This window comes from Shewanella mytili, from assembly GCF_046765975.1.
GTDB classification, from domain to species: Bacteria; Pseudomonadota; Gammaproteobacteria; order Enterobacterales; family Shewanellaceae; genus Shewanella; species Shewanella mytili.
In genome coordinates this window covers 20,630-38,560 of record NZ_JBKOUD010000003.1, presented here as the reverse complement: position 1 = coordinate 38,560, position 17,931 = coordinate 20,630, and the positions used below count along the sequence as shown (strand labels likewise).

Annotated in this window: 16 protein-coding genes; 9 read left to right on the top strand and 7 right to left on the bottom strand. The window is 52.1% G+C overall.

Annotation, left to right across the window (positions count from 1 at the left end; genetic code table 11):
- Window positions 1-540: 540 nt before the first annotated feature.
- Window positions 541-1,923, top strand: coding sequence for a Na+/H+ antiporter NhaC family protein (locus ACIDEJ_RS04485; protein WP_411986900.1), 1,383 nt, complete (start codon window positions 541-543; stop codon window positions 1,921-1,923).
- Between the two features lie 216 nt (window positions 1,924-2,139).
- Here ACIDEJ_RS04485 and trxB read toward each other — a convergent pair whose 3' ends face one another.
- Both trxB and ald read right to left on the bottom strand, forming a co-directional pair.
- On the bottom strand, window positions 2,140-3,093 hold the full coding sequence (gene trxB / locus ACIDEJ_RS04480; protein WP_411986899.1) for a thioredoxin-disulfide reductase: 954 nt from the start codon (window positions 3,091-3,093) through the stop codon (window positions 2,140-2,142).
- A 150-nt stretch (window positions 3,094-3,243) separates the two neighbouring features.
- Window positions 3,244-4,359 (bottom strand): alanine dehydrogenase, encoded by a 1,116-nt coding sequence (gene ald, locus ACIDEJ_RS04475; protein WP_411986898.1) that lies wholly within the window; start codon window positions 4,357-4,359, stop codon window positions 3,244-3,246.
- Window positions 4,360-4,538: 179 nt separating this feature from the next.
- On the opposite strand from ald, the gene lrp reads away from it, so the two are divergent.
- From lrp to serS, 6 genes are all read left to right on the top strand, one after another.
- Window positions 4,539-5,030 carry a leucine-responsive transcriptional regulator Lrp gene (lrp, locus tag ACIDEJ_RS04470; protein WP_411986897.1) on the top strand — a complete coding sequence of 164 codons (492 nt, stop codon included), beginning with the start codon at window positions 4,539-4,541 and terminating at the stop codon, window positions 5,028-5,030.
- Window positions 5,031-5,215: 185 nt separating this feature from the next.
- A complete protein-coding gene (locus tag ACIDEJ_RS04465) occupies window positions 5,216-7,741 on the top strand; it encodes a DNA translocase FtsK (RefSeq protein ID WP_411986896.1) in 2,526 nt (841 codons plus the stop codon).
- A gap of 18 nt (window positions 7,742-7,759) precedes the next feature.
- A complete protein-coding gene (gene lolA / locus ACIDEJ_RS04460) occupies window positions 7,760-8,377 on the top strand; it encodes an outer membrane lipoprotein chaperone LolA (RefSeq protein ID WP_411986895.1) in 618 nt (205 codons plus the stop codon).
- Window positions 8,378-8,380: 3 nt separating this feature from the next.
- A complete protein-coding gene (locus ACIDEJ_RS04455) occupies window positions 8,381-9,712 on the top strand; it encodes a replication-associated recombination protein A (protein ID WP_411986894.1) in 1,332 nt (443 codons plus the stop codon).
- On the top strand, window positions 9,705-10,079 hold the full coding sequence (gene crcB, locus ACIDEJ_RS04450) for a fluoride efflux transporter CrcB (protein ID WP_411986893.1): 375 nt from the start codon (window positions 9,705-9,707) through the stop codon (window positions 10,077-10,079). The genes ACIDEJ_RS04455 and crcB overlap by 8 nt, the downstream gene beginning before the upstream one ends.
- 17 nt (window positions 10,080-10,096) lie before the next feature.
- Complete coding sequence (gene serS / locus ACIDEJ_RS04445) at window positions 10,097-11,383, top strand: serine--tRNA ligase (protein WP_411986892.1); 1,287 nt, start codon at window positions 10,097-10,099, stop codon at window positions 11,381-11,383.
- A 239-nt stretch (window positions 11,384-11,622) separates the two neighbouring features.
- On the opposite strand, the gene efp is transcribed toward serS, so the two are convergent.
- The 5 genes from efp to ACIDEJ_RS04420 form a co-directional block, all read right to left on the bottom strand.
- Entirely contained in the window at window positions 11,623-12,186 is a 564-nt protein-coding gene (gene efp, locus ACIDEJ_RS04440; protein ID WP_411986891.1) for an elongation factor P, read from the bottom strand.
- A 46-nt stretch (window positions 12,187-12,232) separates the two neighbouring features.
- Window positions 12,233-13,387: an elongation factor P maturation arginine rhamnosyltransferase EarP gene (earP, locus tag ACIDEJ_RS04435; RefSeq protein ID WP_411986890.1), complete on the bottom strand. Its 1,155-nt coding sequence runs from the start codon at window positions 13,385-13,387 to the stop codon at window positions 12,233-12,235.
- 64 nt (window positions 13,388-13,451) lie between these two features.
- Entirely contained in the window at window positions 13,452-13,979 is a 528-nt protein-coding gene (fldA, locus tag ACIDEJ_RS04430) for a flavodoxin FldA (RefSeq protein WP_411986889.1), read from the bottom strand.
- Window positions 13,980-14,028: 49 nt separating this feature from the next.
- A complete protein-coding gene (gene ybfE / locus ACIDEJ_RS04425) occupies window positions 14,029-14,313 on the bottom strand; it encodes a LexA regulated protein (RefSeq protein ID WP_411986888.1) in 285 nt (94 codons plus the stop codon).
- 230 nt (window positions 14,314-14,543) lie between these two features.
- The gene (locus ACIDEJ_RS04420) at window positions 14,544-15,326 is read right to left on the bottom strand and encodes an alpha/beta fold hydrolase (protein WP_411986887.1); all 783 of its coding nucleotides are present in this window, start codon (window positions 15,324-15,326) and stop codon (window positions 14,544-14,546) included.
- A 319-nt stretch (window positions 15,327-15,645) separates the two neighbouring features.
- Between ACIDEJ_RS04420 and seqA the strand changes: the two genes are divergently transcribed.
- Together seqA and pgm are read left to right on the top strand one after the other, a co-directional pair.
- The gene (gene seqA / locus ACIDEJ_RS04415; protein ID WP_411987099.1) at window positions 15,646-16,200 is read left to right on the top strand and encodes a replication initiation negative regulator SeqA; all 555 of its coding nucleotides are present in this window, start codon (window positions 15,646-15,648) and stop codon (window positions 16,198-16,200) included.
- Between the two features lie 33 nt (window positions 16,201-16,233).
- On the top strand, window positions 16,234-17,892 hold the full coding sequence (gene pgm, locus ACIDEJ_RS04410; protein WP_411986886.1) for a phosphoglucomutase (alpha-D-glucose-1,6-bisphosphate-dependent): 1,659 nt from the start codon (window positions 16,234-16,236) through the stop codon (window positions 17,890-17,892).
- The last annotated feature ends 39 nt before the right edge of the window (window positions 17,893-17,931 follow it).

Genomic DNA, 17,931 nt, shown 5'->3' with positions numbered 1-17,931 from the left:
CCTCGAAGCTGATGGTTTAAAACAAATGAGATTGGACTCGGAACAATAGCGAATTTTCCCCCATTTAAAAAGAGGGAAATAAAAAAATATCTATATTTTTCAGTTGATTTATCCATTGCGATGGAAATTTTTCCAACACAAACAACACATATCACTGCCCTGTAAGGATTTAGTGGTGTTTTTCACTTGCAAAGCGGGTGCTGCTTGATAAATCTATATGCGTTTATTTCGTATATATAACCAAAAATCAAGTAATTGTAACCAAGTGTTCTATGCCTGTTCCTGGTGGCTAATAGTATGAATTCCATCACAAAGACACCATGAATAGCTACAGCTTGAGCAGTTGCATGGCAGGGCATAGATATTTGGTTGACTAGACGACAGAAGCGATTTATTTTCAGCCGGATGTTATTGGGATGGTGTCCAGACAGCTGCATTAGTGTTCATGACAAAAACCTACCTGGCAGTTAACAGGTGCAACGCTTTAGGGTAGCAATGCATCTTTGAACGATATGTTTTTACTCTTAGGGAACTAAATGCATGTCTGAGCCGACAGCGTTAAGTCTTATTCCACCCATTGTGGTGTTGGTTTTTGCCATTTGGTTGCGGCGCCCGATTCTGGCGCTGATCATCGGTGCCGTAACGGGTTTGTTGTTGTTGGAGCCCGGCGAGGTACTGAATAATTTTGCCGAAGTGTCATTGAGCGTCATGGGGGATGAAACCATCGGTTGGTTAATCCTGGTTTGCGGCAGTTTCGGGGCGTTAATTGCCCTGTTGGTGCGTACGGGTGGCGCAATGGCTTTTGGTCACAATGCCATGCGTTTTGCCAAGGGGCCGCGCTCCTCCTTGCTGATGACATTCGTGCTGGGAATCGTGATTTTCATTGATGATTATCTCAACGCCTTAACGGTGGGCTCCACCATGAAACGGGTCACCGACAGGTTCAAAATTTCCCGGGAAATGCTGGCGTATATTGTCGACTCCACCGCGGCCCCCGTATGCGTGATTGTGCCGCTGTCCACCTGGGCGGTATTTTTTGGCGGTTTGCTGGTAGATAACGGCGTGGCTGCCAAGGGGGATGGCATTCATGTGTACATGCAGGCGATTCCTTACATGTTGTATGCCTGGCTGGCGGTATTGATGGTGCTATTGGTTGCCGCCGGGATTGTACCGGCCATTGGCCCTATGAAAAAAGCCGAGCTGGCCGCCAAGGCAGGCAAAATGGATGGGGCGCTGATGGCCAATGAAGACGTGCAAACATCCGATGAATATGCGGTCAAGGCCATGGAAGAAGAGTTCAAACATGCCGATCGCCAGGGGAAATTGCATAACTTCCTCGTGCCCATCGTGCTGTTGGTGGCATTTACCGTGTACTTTGACATTGACGTCTGGAAAGGGTTGTTGGCCACGCTGGTGATTACCATTCCCTATTATGCGGTGCAGCGCTTAATGCCGTTGTCAGAAATGATGGATCAGATGATTAATGGCTTCAAAAGCATGTTGCCGGCCATTGGTACCGTTATTGCGGCGTTTGTGTTCAAGAATGTATGCGATCAGCTGATGTTGCCCCAATACGTGATTAATGTACTGAGCCCTTACATGACCGCCCAACTGCTGCCAGCCATTGTGTTTGTGGCGATGGCCATTTTGGCGTTTGCCACCGGCTCCAGCTGGGGTATTTTTGCGGTCACCATTCCCATTGTGATGCCGCTGGCAATCTCGGTGGGGGCAGACATTCCCCTGGTGATTGGCGCGTTGCTCTCCGCATCATCCTTTGGCAGCCAGGCGTGTTTCTATTCCGACTCCACCGTGTTGGCGGCCCAGGGCTCCGGCTGTAATCTGGTGAGCCATGCGGTAACCCAGTTACCTTATGCCCTGATCACGGCGGTTATCGCCTTTTTCGGCTTTATCTTGATTGCCTGACGGCATTACGTGACATTCACACTGGTATGCATAGAAAGTCCGCATTGATTGCGGACTTTTTTATGCATTGAGATTGGATTATGCCGAATGCTTGCCTATGCATGCTTTACTGCACTGTTGCCACGTTTTTTCCAATTGTGGGAAAAATGGCTGCGTAAGATGACCAGGTATAAAAAATCCACCAACAAGTGGTGGATTTTTCATGGAAGGCTTCAATTATTTTTGCGCGTCCAGATAACGTTCTGCATCCAGTGCCGCCATGCAGCCAGTGCCGGCAGAGGTAATGGCCTGACGATAGAACTGATCCATCACGTCCCCAGCGGCAAATACACCGGGAATGCTGGTTTGAGTGGCATTGCCGTTAATGCCGCTGTTTACCTTCAGATAGCCGTTGTTCATCTCCAGCTGGCCGTCGAAAATCCCGGTATTGGGGCTGTGGCCAATGGCAACGAACACGCCGGCCACTTCCAAGTCGCTGATGCTGCCGTCTTTGACGTTTTTCAGTTTAACGCCGGTAACGCCCATGTCATCACCCACCACTTCATCCAGGGTGCTATCAAGGTGCAGGGTGACATTACCGTTTTGGGCTTTTTCCATCAGGCGGTCAATCAGGATTTTTTCTGAGCGGAAGCTGTCCCGGCGGTGGATGACATGCACTTCAGCCGCAATGTTGGACAGATACAAGGCTTCTTCCACAGCGGTATTGCCGCCGCCAATCACGGCCACTTTTTTATTGCGATAGAAAAAGCCGTCACAAGTGGCACAGGCAGAAACCCCTTTGCCTTTGAACAGCTCTTCAGAGGGCAGTCCCAGATAGCGGGCGGATGCACCAGTGGCAATGATCAGTGCATCACAGGTGTAATCGCCGTTGTCACCGCTAAGGCGAAACGGGCGCTGCTGCAGATCCACGTGATTGATCAGATCAAAGATGATCTCCGTATTGAATTTTTCGGCGTGCTTGTGCATCCGCTCCATCAACAAGGGGCCGGTCAGATCATCCGGGTCACCCGGCCAGTTTTCCACTTCAGTGGTGGTGGTCAATTGTCCGCCCTGTTGCATCCCGGTGATCATCACAGGCTTCAGATTTGCACGAGCCGCATAAACTGCAGCGGTATATCCGGCAGGGCCAGATCCCAGAATAAGCAGATGACAATGTTTAGCTTGGCTCATAAATTCCTCCATGCCTTTCAAAATTTTCCGCGATTGTAGGTAATTTGATTCAGGGGGTAAAGGTTGCTTCCCGGCATAATCAAGATTGCCCCAATCGAAAAAAAAGGAGCACCACGGCTCCTTATCCCATAACCGTTAATAATTCGATGATTATTGTAACAGGCTAAGTGCCGGGGTGTATGCCAGATTGTGAGATTCGGCCACTTCTTTGCAAGTGAGGTTGCCATGCATCACGTTCAGTCCTGCCAGCAGGTGCTTGTCATCCAGCAAGGCTTCTTTGTAGCCCATGCGGGCCAGTTTCATAATGTAGGGCAGGGTGACGTTATTCAGGGCAAAGGTAGAGGTTCTTGCCACAGCACCAGGCATGTTGGCCACGCAATAATGCACCACATCATCCACAATATAGGTGGGTGCCTGATGAGTGGTGGCATGGGAGGTTTCAACGCAGCCGCCCTGATCAATGGCCACATCCACAATGGCACTGCCGGGTTTCATTTTTTTCACCATGGCTTTGGTCACCAGCTTGGGTGCCTGGGCACCGGGAATCAGTACCCCGCCAATCACCAAATCAGCTGCAGTGACATAACGCTCAATGGCATCTGCAGTGGAATACACGGTGGTCACCGCAGCACCAAACTGGGCATTGATACGGCGCAAGGCCTCAACGGAGCGATCTAACACGACCACTTCGGCACCCATGCCCACCGCAATCTGGGCAGCATTGGTGCCCACCATGCCACCGCCAATAATCACCACTTTGGCAGGCTCCACACCGGGCACCCCGCCCAGCAACATGCCGCAGCCGCCGTGGGATTTTTCCAGCGCCATGGCACCGGCCTGAACCGACATCCTGCCAGCCACTTCAGACATGGGGGCCAGCAAGGGCAATCCGCCTTTGTCATCGGTAACGGTTTCATAAGCAATGCACACGGCACCACTTTTTAATAAATCTTCTGTTTGGGCAAGATCCGGCGCCAGGTGCAGGTAAGTGAACAGGATTTGGTCGTGGCGCAATTTGGCCCGTTCAACGGCAAGGGGTTCTTTGACTTTTACTATCATGTCTGCAGTGGCAAACACTTCATCGGCGCTGTCAAGAATGGCGGCGCCTGCGGCAATGTAATCATCGTTGCTAAAGCCGCTGCCAAGTCCTGCATTGTGCTCGATGTAAACATCATGGCCTTGCATGGTCAGTTCGCGAGCAGCGGAGGGGACGATGCCAACTCGGTATTCATGGTTTTTTATCTCTTTTGGAACACCTATCTTCATTTTTGCGCCTCAAGTTGAATTTATCCCGCAGCCGGGTATGGTATATTTGTTATAATTGCGATCCTGACAAAAAACAATCAGGAAAGTCTAGTATAGACTTGCCAAAGCAGTATATGCTGCTTAACTTTCTACATACGCAATATAAAAAACTGTTTTAGAAATAAAACAAGGTTAAAAAAATGGCTGATAATAAGAAAAATTCCATCAAAGATCTCGATCGCATCGACCGCAACATTCTCATTGAATTGCAGAATGACGGCCGCATCTCCAACGTGGAGCTGTCAAAACGGGTGGGACTGAGCCCGACCCCTTGCCTCGAAAGGGTTAAAAGACTTGAAAAACATGGTTTTATTAGCGGATATACCGCGCTGGTAAACCCCCATTATCTGGATGCTTCACTGCTGATATTCGTGGAAATCACCCTGAACCGGGATACCCCGGAGGTGTTCGATAAGTTCAACCGCGCGGTACAGTTGCTGGATGACATCCAGGAATGTCATCTGGTCTCTGGCGATTTTGACTATTTGTTGAAAACCCGGGTATCAGACATGTCCGCTTATCGCAAACTATTAGGGGAAACCTTGCTAAAACTGCCATCTGTTTCAGATACCAGAACCTACGTGGTGATGGAAGAAGTTAAGCAGACCAACCGCATCGCCATCTCCTCTTAAGTCTTACGTCAAAGCAGCTGGTTTTTACCGGCTGTTTTTTATTTGTACAAATCCTTGCAAAACGCCTTAACCCAAGCTGTACCGGCGCTTGTTCAATCACCACTTACCTTGTTGATAGCACTGCACCTTTGGCTAGATTCTGGTATCTTAGGTGTCATTCATATTTGCTCAGACGGAAGTTTCATTTGTCTCAGGGAAAAAGCATAAAAACCCTTAGCGGTTTGCAACGTCTGCAAGAAGGCGGACTGATCCTCTGCTGCATGTTGGCGGTGTATGTTTTGTTGGCGCTTAGCAGCTTTAATCCCGGCGATCCTGGCTGGAGCCAGGCCAATTTTCAGGGAAAAGTGAATAACCTCACCGGGCAGGTAGGTGCCTGGATTGCCGACGTACTCTTTTATTTTTTGGGGTATACCGCCTTTGTGTTGCCGATGGTGATTGCCTCGGCGGGATGGTTGCTGTTCAAACGGACCCATCATCTGAGTGAGATTGACTATTTCTCCGTAGGCTTGCGCCTGGTGGGTTTTTTGCTGATGCTGCTGGGGTTGGCGGCATTGGCCAGCATGAATGCCAATGACATTTATGAATTTTCAGCCGGCGGCGTGGCAGGTGACGTGATTTGGCAGGGCATGTTGCCCTATTTTAACCAGTTGGGTACCACCTTACTGCTGTTATGTTTTGTGGGCGCAGGTTTCACCCTCATGACAGGCATAAGCTGGATTACCATCACCGAAATGCTGGGACTGGCCACCTTGTGGTGCCTGAAAAAACTCTGGCACTTGCCCCAGATGTTTGCCCGTAGTGCCGACACTGCCGATACCCAGGGCTTTATGTCTGTGGTTGACAAATATCGTCAGCGGCGGCAAAAACAGGCAGAGGCAGCTGCCAACGCCGCGCCCGAAGAGGAGGATGCAGACGAGCCGTTGGCTGAAGAACCTGCCAGTGGCGGATTGTTGTCCCGTTTCAGTAAAAAAGCCGACACACCGGTTACGGAACATGCCAAACCCCGGGTGGAGCCGCAAATCCATTTCGCGGCGAACCCGCAAGAGGAAGCTCTCGATGTGGCTGATGACACCATCGAGTTTGACCACACTCCGGCCAATGACAATGCTCGAGCCGGTCAGCGCAAACGCCAGCAGTTGAAAGCCCAAAGCGCCCGGGTGGAAAACGGCATCATTGTGTTGCCGGGGCAAGACACCGGCACGCCGGCCAAGCCCATGGCACCATTGCCCAGTCTGGAACTGCTCAATGTGCCCAACCGTAAAAACAATCCGATTTCCGAAGAAGAGCTGCAACACGTGGCGCGCCTGGTGGAAGCCAAACTGGCGGATTTCAATATTGTGGCCCAAGTGGTGGGTGTTTATCCGGGGCCGGTGATTACCCGCTTTGAACTGGAACTGGCACCCGGCATCAAGGCTTCCAAAATTTCCAACCTGTCAAAGGATTTGGCGCGCTCCCTGCTGGCCGAAAGCGTGCGGGTGGTTGAGGTGATCCCGGGCAAAGCCTATGTGGGGTTGGAGCTGCCCAATAAATTCCGCGAAACCGTCTTCTTGCGGGATGTGCTGGATTGCCAGGCATTCCAAGAGCATAAATCGGCGCTCACCATGGTGCTTGGTCAGGATATTGCCGGTGAGCCGGTGGTGGTTGACCTGGCCAGAATGCCCCACCTGCTGGTAGCCGGTACCACCGGTTCCGGGAAATCCGTGGGGGTGAATGTCATGATCACCAGCATGCTGTATAAATCCAGCCCGGATGACGTGCGTTTTATCATGATTGACCCGAAAATGCTGGAGCTGTCGGTATATGAGGGCATCCCTCATCTGCTTTGTGAAGTGGTCACTGATATGAAAGAAGCCGCCAATGCCTTGCGTTGGTGCGTTGGGGAGATGGAGCGCCGTTATAAGCTGATGTCGGCGGTGGGCGTGCGTAACCTTAAAGGCTATAACGCCAAGGTGGCAGAAGCCAAAGCCGCCGGTGAGCCGCTGCTCGACCCCTTGTGGCGTGAAGGCCAAAGCATGGAAGAGGCTCCCAGCGAGCTGGAAAAACTGCCGTCCATTGTGGTGGTTGTGGATGAATTTGCCGACATGATGATGATTGTGGGCAAAAAAGTGGAAGAGCTGATTGCCCGCATTGCCCAAAAAGCCCGGGCGGCCGGCATTCACCTGATTTTGGCCACCCAGCGCCCCTCGGTGGATGTAATCACCGGGCTTATCAAGGCCAACATTCCCACCCGCATTGCCTTTCAGGTGTCATCCCGAATTGACTCGCGCACAATTCTCGATCAGCAAGGGGCCGAAACCCTGCTGGGCATGGGGGACATGCTGTACCTGCCTCCGGGCAGCGGCGTTCCCGTGCGGGTTCATGGTGCATTTATCGGCGACGATGAAGTGCACAATGTGGTGGCTGACTGGCACGCCCGTGGCAAACCGCAATACATTGATGAGATTTTGCAAGGCGCCAGCGACGGCGAACAGGTACTGCTGCCCGGAGAGGCGCCCGAGGGCGGTGATGATGAATGCGACGAGCTTTACGATGAAGCCGTGGCGTTTGTCACGGAAACCCGTCGCGGCTCCATTTCCAGTGTGCAGCGCAAATTTAAAATCGGCTACAACCGGGCCGCTCGCATCATTGAACAAATGGAGATGCAAGGGGTGGTCAGCGCCCAGGGGCATAACGGCAATCGTGAAGTGCTGGCACCACCACCACCCAGATAAAAGCCGCAAGAGGTATTCATGAAAAAATTGTTAGGTGTGCTGTTACTGCTGGGCAGTTTGCAGGTACAAGCCCAGAGCACGGAACAACAACTGCAGGCCAAACTGGATGCCAATGGGGCATTAAAAGCGGAATTCGCCCAGTTGGTGACCGATATCAACGGCAAGAAAATCCAGTCAGGCAGCGGCATGCTGGCATTGTCCCAGCCCAACCGCTTTTACTGGCATCTGACCCAGCCGGACGAATCGCTGATTGTGGCAGATGGCAAGGATGTATGGATTTATAACCCTTTTGCCGAAGAGGTCAGCGTACTCGGGTTTTCTGATGCCATTGCCGCATCGCCCATCACCTTGCTGGTGCAGCGCGATCAGGCAACCTGGTCGCAATACCATATCACCGCGTCCGGTGACTGCTATACCATTACGCCCAAGCAGGCAGACAGCGGTGTACAGCAGGTGGAGGTCTGTTTTTCCGGTAACCAGTTAACCAGCCTGAGCCTGGATGACACCCAAGGCAACAAGAGCCTGTTCACCCTGGCAAAACAGCAACCATTAACGGCTGCTGACCAGGGGTTGTTCACGTTTACACCCGCCCAAGGGGTGTATGTGGATGACCAACGCATTAACCATGGCCAATAATTCATGTCCAGTATGAGTTTTGATTTTGCGCCGGATTTTCGGCCGCTTGCCGCCAGAATGCGCCCCACAACGCTGGCGCAATATATTGGTCAGCAGCATCTGCTTGGCGAAGGGCAACCCCTGCGCCAGGCACTGGAAGCCGGTAAAGCCCACTCCATGATGTTCTGGGGGCCGCCCGGTACCGGCAAGACCACACTGGCAGAATTGATAGCCCACAGCATCAACGCCCATGTGGAGCGCATCTCTGCGGTCACCTCCGGGGTAAAAGAGATCCGCGCCGCCATTGAACATGCGCAAGCCATTGCCCAATCGCGTGGGCAGCGGACATTGCTGTTCGTGGATGAAGTGCACCGCTTCAATAAAAGCCAGCAGGATGCCTTTTTGCCGTTTATTGAGGATGGCACGGTGATTTTCATTGGTGCCACCACGGAAAACCCCTCGTTTGAAATCAACAACGCACTGTTATCCCGTGTGCGGGTATACCTCATTAACCGCTTGACCGATGCGGACATTGCACTGTTAATCCAGCGGGCGCTCAGTGACGATGACAACGGGCTGGGGGCCAGGCGGCTAATCATGCCAGCGGCCGTGTTAACCCAACTGGCTCAGGTGGCGGATGGTGACGGGCGCCGGGCGCTGAATCTGCTGGAACTGATGAGCGACATGCTGTCCGACGGCGACACCTTTAGCGAGCAGTTATTGGTGCAGGTATCCGGCCAGCAACTGGCCCGTTTTGATAAAAACGGCGATCAGTATTATGACCTCATCTCCGCCGTGCATAAATCCATCCGTGGCTCTGCACCGGATGCCGCATTGTATTGGTATTGCCGGATGCTGGAAGGCGGCTGTGACCCTTTGTATGTGGGGCGCCGGTTACTGGCCATTGCCTCAGAGGATGTAGGCAATGCGGACCCGACGGCCATGACCGTGGCGCTCAATGCCTGGGAATGCTTTCATCGGGTAGGGCCTGCCGAAGGCGAACGGGCCTTTGCCCAGGCCATTGTGTATTTGGCACTGGCGCCCAAAAGCAACGCCGTTTACACCGCATTCAAGGCTGCCAGGCAACTGGCCAAAGACACCAGCGGTGAAGCCGTGCCGTTGCACCTTCGCAATGCGCCTACCAAACTGCTAAAAGAGATGGGCGCCGGGAAAGAGTACCGTTACGCCCATGATGAGCCCCATGCTTATGCCGCCGGTGAGAACTATTTCCCCGAAGCCCTGAAAAACAGCCGCTTTTATCAGCCGTCCATGCGCGGTTTTGAAAAACGCATGGCAGAAAAACTAAAACAGCTACAACAACTTGATATGCTCAGCGAGCGCAAACGTTATGAATAATCTTTTATGGGTCGCCTTGGGCGGCGCAACCGGCGCGGTTTTGCGCAATCTTATTTCGTTATTTATGATTCAGCTATTTGGCACGGGTTTCCCTTTTGGTACACTGGTGGTCAATGTCTTGGGCTCTTTTATGATGGGCACCGTTTTTGCGTTGGGGCAGGTGAGCCATATCAGTCCGGAAATCAAGGCGCTGATAGGTGTGGGGTTGCTCGGCGCACTGACAACCTTTTCCACATTCTCCAATGAAACCCTGTTACTGATACAAGCGGGGGAATGGCTGAAGGCATTCTTAAATGTGGTACTGAATCTGGGGATCTGTCTGTTGATGGTGTTCCTGGGGCAGCAACTGATTTTTTCACGCGTTTAATAACTAAAGACAAGAAGATGTTAGATCCTAAATATCTGCGTAATGAACTTGCCACCACTGCAGAGCGGTTGGCTACCCGTGGTTTTATTCTTGATGTCGACCGGCTGACCAAGCTGGAAGAAAAACGCAAAGCCCTGCAGGTAGAAACCGAAGCGCTGCAGGCTAGTCGTAACGCTATGTCCAAAACCATCGGACAGGCAAAAGCCAAGGGTGAAGATGTCTGTGAAATCATGGCCAAGGTAAATGAGCTTGGCAGTGAGCTGGATGCCAAAAAGCAGGAACTGGCTCAGCTGCTCAGCGATCTCAATGCCATCGCCATGAGCATGCCAAACCTGCCGGATGAGTCGGTTCCGGTTGGCACGGATGAATCCCAAAACGTTGAAGTGCGCCGTTGGGGCACACCGCGCACGTTTGATTTCCCCGTTAAGGATCATGTGGATCTTGGCGAGCAGGTCAAAGGGCTGGATTTCAAGAGTGCGGTAAAACTTACCGGTGCCCGTTTTGTGGTAATGCAAGGCCAGGTTGCCCGCATGCACCGGGCGCTGGCGCAATTCATGCTGGATTTGCATACCCAGTCCCACGGTTACACCGAAACCTACGTGCCGCTACTGGTGAATGATGCCAGCTTGCTGGGTACCGGCCAGTTGCCAAAATTTGCTGAAGATTTGTTTCATACCAAGCCTGCCACGGAAGAAGGGCAGAGCTTGCACCTTATCCCTACTGCAGAAGTGCCGTTGACCAACCTGGCCCGGGACAGCATTGTGGATGAAGAAGACCTGCCCATTAAACTCACCGCAGAAACCGCATGTTTTCGCAGTGAGGCCGGCTCCTACGGCAAAGATACCCGTGGCCTTATCCGTCAGCACCAGTTTGACAAGGTGGAGCTGGTAAAACTGGCCAAACCTGAAACCTCCATGGATGAGCTGGAAAGCCTGACCAAGGACGCTGAAACCGTACTGCAGAAACTGGGCCTGCCTTACCGGGTCATTGTGTTGTGCACCGGCGACATGGGTTTTAGCGCGGCCAAGACCTATGACATTGAAGTCTGGCTGCCGGCACAGGATACTTACCGGGAAATCTCTTCGTGCTCCAACATGAAAGACTTCCAGGCGCGTCGCATGCAGGCGCGTTATCGCGGTAAGGATGACAAAAAGCCCAAACTGCTGCATACCCTGAATGGTTCCGGGCTGGCAGTTGGCCGTACCTTGGTGGCTGTACTGGAAAACTATCAAAACGCAGACGGTTCCATTACCGTACCGGAAGTGCTGCGTCCCTATATGGGCGGCCTGGAAAAAATCGGTTAACGCTAGCGCCTTATGTATCATGGCTGGCGTTATCTGCGCCGGTTAACCTACGTTGCGGTCATGGTGGTCTTCATGCTGTTGGCATTTGGCCCCATAGGGAAGGCCGCGCTGTTGGTTTACCGGCATCTGGTTTGAAATGGCTGACAAGGCCGGAACGTTTTCACCAACAATCGGCCAAAAGAAAAGGCATCCTTAAGGATGCCTTTTTCATGCCGCATAACGCCTGAGCGTTAACACGGTTATACGCGTTTTTTGAACTCGCCGGTGCGGGTATCGATTTCGATTTTGTCGCCTTCTTTCACGAAGTCAGCAACCATCACTTCCAAATCGCTGCCTACCAGTTTGGCAGGTTTCATCACTTTACCGGTAGTGTCGCCACGGGCAGCAGGTTCGGTATAACCCACTTCACGCACGATGGTGGTTGGCATTTCAACAGAAATCGCTTTGCCTTCGTAGAAGGTAACCTGGCAGATTTCTTCCATGCCATCCACGATATAGTTGATGGCATCGCCCATGTTTTCAGCTTCAACATCGTACTGGTTGTACTCGGCATCCATGAAAACATACATTGGATCGGCAAAGTAGGAATAGGTACATTCCAGGCGTTCCAGCTGGATGTCATCCAGTTTGTCATCAGCCTTGAATACGGTTTCAGTACCTGAACCTTGCAGCAGGTTCTTCAGTTTCATTTTTACAACAGCAGCGTTACGGCCGGATTTGTTGTATTCGGTTTTCAGTACAACCATAGGGTTGCCGTCAACCATGATCACGTTACCTGCGCGGACTTCCTGAGCAGTTTTCATTACGTAGATTCCTATATTTCACGGTTTTTCAGTTCAGCGCAGCATCTTAGCCGTTTTTGACCATTTTCACTAGCCTGTTTGCCAGATCTGCGTCATTTATTGCGTCAATAGGCCATTGTTTCGCATGTTGCAACAACGCCCCCTTGACAGGTATCAATTTTTGCCAATAGTGACAAACAGCTTCGGCATCTTGTTGATTGAACGCAAGATTAAGCTGCTGCCAGTCATTGGCCACGGTGCTGGACAGATTATGGCAATAACGTTGCATAAAAGCATCCAGTTTTAGCAGGTGGGCGTCCTCTTCCTGAGGATAAATGTGCCAGATGAAAGGTTTGGCCGCCCATTGGGCCCGCAAGAAGGAATCCTCCCCGCGGACAATATTGAAATCACAGCTCCACAGCAGCTGATCATAACCTTGCTGATTGGTCATGGGGAGCCGGTGGACATGCAGATGACCTGCCACATGCAGCCCATCATTTTCCCGGGTGAATGACTGCTGTTGCAGCCATGGGGTGATGGCATCAAATGCCTTGCCCGCTGGCACCAGCAGATGATGTGTTTGTGGCCCGTCCCGCCACAACGCCAACAGCCCATCCATTGGTGCATGCTGATAACAAAACAGGCTGATGACGATGTCATTCTCGGCAATATCAAGCCCCAGAGACTGCCACAGGGACTTTTTGCCCTGCGACGAGTGTTGCCATGCATCGCGCTGTTCAAAGAGCGCCTGCTCGCAGATAAGCCCGCCGGATTGGGCGCTGAACCCCGGAAAGTAAAAAACCTTTTTCACCCCGTCAAGGGCCGGGGATGCCAGGCCATGGCAATCATCCACCCAGGCTTCTGCCGACAGGTATTCCAGATTGATCCATACAGGAGGTGAGGGCAGTGTGGGCAAAAGGCGCAGCACCTGCGGCGGTAATTCACAGGCAAAGGCTTCAATCAACACGTCTCCGGGTTGCCACTCCCTGGGGAGGGGCGTTTGCCAATGCAAAATGGTCACGCCGTCAAAGCATTGCTGAGGCTGTTGAGGGTCCAGCATCGGCAGAATATGGGCAAAGCTTTGCAAATCATCCACCCACAAACGGATGTCAAGGGCGTATTCATGAGCCAACTGCCGGGCAAGGCGCCAGGTAACACCGATGTCGCCGTAGTTATCCACGACGGTGCAAAAGATGTCCCAGTGTTGAGTGTTACGGTTCATATAAGGTGTTAGTGATTGAATAAAAAGGCGGCCTTTAAGCCGCCTTGTCAAACATGTTGTCCGTTCAGTCTTCCAACTCGGCCAGACACATCTCGTCGTAAATCTGTTTTACCCAGGCATCAACCCGCTCTTCGGTCAGTTCGGGCTGGCGGTCTTCATCAATGCCCAATCCCACAAAGTGCTTGTCGTCCACCAGGGCTTTTGAGGCTTCAAACTCATAACCGGCAGTGGGCCAGTGGCCGATAATGATGGCGCCACGGGCTTCAACGATGTCACGCAGTGTCCCCATGGCATCGAGGAAATACTCAGCGTAATCTTCCTGGTCGCCACAACCAAAAATGGCCACCAACTTGTCAGTGAAGTCGATTTTTTCCAGTTCAGGGAAAAAGTCATCCCAATCGCATTGGGATTCACCGTAATACCAGGTGGGGATACCGAGGATCAACAGATCATAAGCGGCGATATCTTCTTTGGTGCTTTTGGCGATATCTTTTACTTCCACCATTTTATTACCCAGTTTTTTCTGGATCATTTTGGCTACGGCTTCGGTGTTACCGGTATCGCTTCCGAAAAAAAGACCTACAGTTGCCATCGTCTTTCCTTTAATTCAACTAACTAGTGCGTGATACAATTCTGATCCATTAAGACTCGCAGAGGTTATCAACGTTCTGCAGCAAAATATGTTCGATCAGTTGACTGCGGCTGATGTTACTGGCCGAAGCCTGTTCGTTCAAGGCATCATACAAATCTTGTGACACCTTTAACTCAATCCGTTTCAATCCTTTTTCCTTGTCCCGTTTCACCTGGTTACGTTTGTTGATGCGTAACTGCTGTTCTCTGGGAAGGGGATTACTCCTCGGACGGCCCCGACGCTTCTCATTGGCAAAAAGGTCGATGGTCGTTCTGTCAGATGATTCTTTTGCCATTTATCTTGTTCTTTTCATCGGACGTCGCTGTCCGAATGCTAACTGCGCTGGATTGACCGTGGTCAACCCTCACTCTCCATCACCCCGGTACCCAAACCTGTACCGCTTACCCGAAATGGCCCTGGGAGCCGCTGTTAGCTCCTTAAAAATTATCGGAATCTATTATCGGGCATAAAAGAGGCGCGACTATAGCACATTGATACCACTGCTGCTATATCATGAATGCCGCTTCACTGACCGGAGGCGTGTTTGTGGAGAAAATCCCGCACCAGCTGATTAAATAATGCCGGTTTCTGGGCATGTAACCAGTGGCCGGTGCCGGTAATGGCCTTGGACTCTGCCTGGGGAAACTGTTTAACAATCTCATCGCGGTAACTGCTGTTGACGTAAACCGGATCGGCGCTGTGCAAAAAGAACGTGGGGCCGTTGAACGTCAGAAAGTCGGGGCGAGTCGTGGGATTGAACCAGCCGATGATATTGGGGTAGCTGTTGATAAGCCCGGGCAGATTGAGTTTCCACTCAAAGCCGCCGGCCGTGCGGCGCAGGCTTTTCAGCAAAAACTGGGCGGTGGCTTCATCCACGCCGGCATCCAGCAAATGCTGTAATGCCTCCCGGCGATCCTTGCTGTCAAGCGGCAAGTTCGCCATGGCGGCAAACACCTTGTCGTGCCGATTGCTGTAAGCCACCGGCGCAATATCGGCAGCCACAACGGACAACACTCGTTGGGGCATTAACAGGGCGGTGGCCAGCGCGATTTTCCCACCCATGGAATGGCCAACAAAATGGGCTTTGCTGATGTCCAGTTCATCCAGCAGCTGCCCCAGCATCCGGGCCATTTGCGGATAACCCATTTCGGCAAGGTGCTCACTGCGGCCATGATTGGGACAATCGATGCGGATCACCCGATAATCCGTTTCCAGTGCGTGTGCCAATGCCTTGAGGTTATCACCATCACCAAACAAACCGTGGATTAATACTACCGGAATACCACTACCGGCTTCTGTGTAAAACATTATTTCTCCTGCATCGGTTTAGCCGGTAACGGCGGCCATCCCGGATTGGTTCCATCTTATGGTGAAAAATTTTGCGGCAAAGCTCACAGCAATACAAGCGCCAAACCTTGCCTGATGATTTTTACAGCGGTGATTGCCCGGTTTTTCACCGGCTTTTTCGGGCAGAAATACGGTGAGGGCGCATTTACCGTTTTTTCATGGATTTGTGCTTTTCCCATAGTGAGTTTGTGGCATACTTTTGTGTTGTATTACCGATAAGGCCATGGCGGTTAGTCTGCTGGTCAACAACCCATCACTGGACTATTCACAGGAAAAAGGCATGAAATATATTGAAGTGGATGACGAACTCTATCGCTTTATTGCCGGCAAAACCGAGCGGATCGGTGAAAGTGCATCGGACATATTGCGCCGTTTACTGGGGCTGGCGTCATTGACTGTTCATGCTGAAGACACCCCGGAGACCGTAAGCCATCCCGGGATGGAAACCTCCTACACCCCCAATAGCCTGCCGCCCATCACCGAGTCCATCAATTTTGAACAGCTCTATACCGCCAATGTGCTTGAAGCGCAAAAAGGCGCGGTAGGGCGTTTTCTGTTTGTGCTGGAAGCACTGTACCAGCAAATGCCGCAGCAGTTTGAAAAAGTGTTGCAGGTGCAGGGGCGGGATCGCTTGTATTTCGCCACCTCAAAAGCCGCGTTACTGGCCGCCAGCAAATCTGCCAATCCCAAGGAGATAGGCAATAGCGGCTATTGGGTAACCACCAATAACAATACCGGGAAAAAACACGCCATTTTATTGGAAGCACTGGAAAAACTGGGATGCAATGAAACCCGGGCACACACCATTGCCGATGAAGTGTTACCGCTAGCCTGACATTACAGAGTTTAACAGCACAAGGAGAGTATTGTGGCCCTACACCAACGCGCCGGTCAAACCGCCCAGCAACAGGATCTGGTGAACATTCCCAGATTGATGAGCCTTTATTACCGGCAAGTGCCGGATGTCACCCAGCCTGCACAGCGGGTCAGCTTTGGCACCTCTGGCCATCGGGGGTGTGCGTTTAATGGCAGCTTCAACCAAAACCACATCTGGGCCATCGTGCAGGCCGTGGTGGATTATCGTCAGCAGCAAGGCATAAACGGCACGTTGTTTCTGGGGATGGACACCCATGCCTTGTCACAAGCGGCATACATTTCAGCCGTGGAAGTCCTGTTGGCCAATGAGGTCAATGTGGTGGTGCAGCAACACGAAAGTTTTACGCCCACCCCAGTGGTATCCCAGGCCATTGTGGCGGCCAATGAGGGAAAAGCTAAGGGCGATTTGGCACTGAGTGATGGGATCATCATCACCCCATCCCACAATCCGCCTCAGGATGGCGGCATCAAATACAATCCCCCCCATGGCGGCCCAGCGGAAGGGGAGATAACCAGTTGGATTGAAAACCGCGCCAATGCGTACCTGACAAACCAGCTGGAAGGCGTCAAAAAACTCAATTACGGCACGGCATCAGCTATCGGATTGATTAAGCAGCAGGATTTGATCACGCCTTATGTCACCGCGCTAGTGCAGGTGATTGACATGGCTGCCATTGCCAGGGCCGGGGTGAAAATCGGCATTGACCCTCTTGGGGGTTCAGGCATCTATTACTGGGAAAAAATCGCCGAACGCTATGGCCTTGACATCACCTTGGTGAATGACAAAGTAGACCCCACCTTTGGCTTTATGCCACTGGATAAAGACGGCAAAATCCGCATGGATTGCTCTTCACCCTATGCCATGGCCGGCTTGCTGAAACACCAGAATGAATATGATGTGTGTATCGGTAACGATCCCGACTATGACCGCCACGGCATTGTCTGCCCCGGTAGCGGTTTGATGAATCCCAACCATTATCTGGCGGTGGCCATTGATTACCTGCTCAGCCATCGCCCCCAGTGGTCAGCCCAGCTGAAAATCGGCAAAACCCTGGTTTCCAGTGCGCTGATTGACAAAATCGTGGCATCTCACCAACGGGAGCTTTGTGAAGTGCCGGTAGGCTTCAAATGGTTTGTTGACGGGCTGGCGGATGCCTCTTTGGCTTTTGGCGGTGAAGAAAGTGCCGGTGCGGCGTTCCTTAAGCAGGACGGCAGCACCTGGTGCACCGATAAAGACGGCATAATCCTGGGGCTGCTTGCCGCTGAAATCATTGCCGTGACCGGTAAAACCCCAGCCGAGCATTATGAAACGCTGGTTGCCAAATTTGGCCGCTGTTATTACCGCCGCATTGACAGCCCCATTAATGCCAAGCAAAAAGCCCGCTTTGGCCGTCTGAATGGCGACACCCTTAATGCCAGCACACTGGCGGGTGATGCCATTACTGCCGTACTCACCCATGCCCCGGGCAACGGTGCGGCCATTGGTGGCATCAAAGTGACCACGGCTAATGGCTGGTTTGCCGCCAGACCTTCCGGTACCGAAGCACTCTTTAAAATCTACGGCGAAAGTTTTGTTGACGAGCAGCATCTGGAACAACTGATGCGCGATGCGCAGCAGCTGGTTAAAAATGCGCTGAAAGGCGAGGGCTGACGGCAGCGTACCATTACCACATAGGCTGCCTGTCATGGC

What these genes read in the sequence shown, in the direction of transcription:
- ACIDEJ_RS04485 (WP_411986900.1), top strand. Translation starts at nt 541, where the DNA reads ATGTCTGAGCCGACAGCGTTAAGTCTTATTCCACCCATTGTGGTGTTG.
- trxB (WP_411986899.1), bottom strand. Translation starts at nt 3,093, where the DNA reads ATGAGCCAAGCTAAACATTGTCATCTGCTTATTCTGGGATCTGGCCCT.
- ald (WP_411986898.1), bottom strand. Translation starts at nt 4,359, where the DNA reads ATGAAGATAGGTGTTCCAAAAGAGATAAAAAACCATGAATACCGAGTT.
- lrp (WP_411986897.1), top strand. Translation starts at nt 4,539, where the DNA reads ATGGCTGATAATAAGAAAAATTCCATCAAAGATCTCGATCGCATCGAC.
- lolA (WP_411986895.1), top strand. Translation starts at nt 7,760, where the DNA reads ATGAAAAAATTGTTAGGTGTGCTGTTACTGCTGGGCAGTTTGCAGGTA.
- ACIDEJ_RS04455 (WP_411986894.1), top strand. Translation starts at nt 8,381, where the DNA reads ATGTCCAGTATGAGTTTTGATTTTGCGCCGGATTTTCGGCCGCTTGCC.
- crcB (WP_411986893.1), top strand. Translation starts at nt 9,705, where the DNA reads ATGAATAATCTTTTATGGGTCGCCTTGGGCGGCGCAACCGGCGCGGTT.
- serS (WP_411986892.1), top strand. Translation starts at nt 10,097, where the DNA reads ATGTTAGATCCTAAATATCTGCGTAATGAACTTGCCACCACTGCAGAG.
- efp (WP_411986891.1), bottom strand. Translation starts at nt 12,186, where the DNA reads ATGAAAACTGCTCAGGAAGTCCGCGCAGGTAACGTGATCATGGTTGAC.
- earP (WP_411986890.1), bottom strand. Translation starts at nt 13,387, where the DNA reads ATGAACCGTAACACTCAACACTGGGACATCTTTTGCACCGTCGTGGAT.
- fldA (WP_411986889.1), bottom strand. Translation starts at nt 13,979, where the DNA reads ATGGCAACTGTAGGTCTTTTTTTCGGAAGCGATACCGGTAACACCGAA.
- ybfE (WP_411986888.1), bottom strand. Translation starts at nt 14,313, where the DNA reads ATGGCAAAAGAATCATCTGACAGAACGACCATCGACCTTTTTGCCAAT.
- ACIDEJ_RS04420 (WP_411986887.1), bottom strand. Translation starts at nt 15,326, where the DNA reads ATGTTTTACACAGAAGCCGGTAGTGGTATTCCGGTAGTATTAATCCAC.
- seqA (WP_411987099.1), top strand. Translation starts at nt 15,646, where the DNA reads ATGAAATATATTGAAGTGGATGACGAACTCTATCGCTTTATTGCCGGC.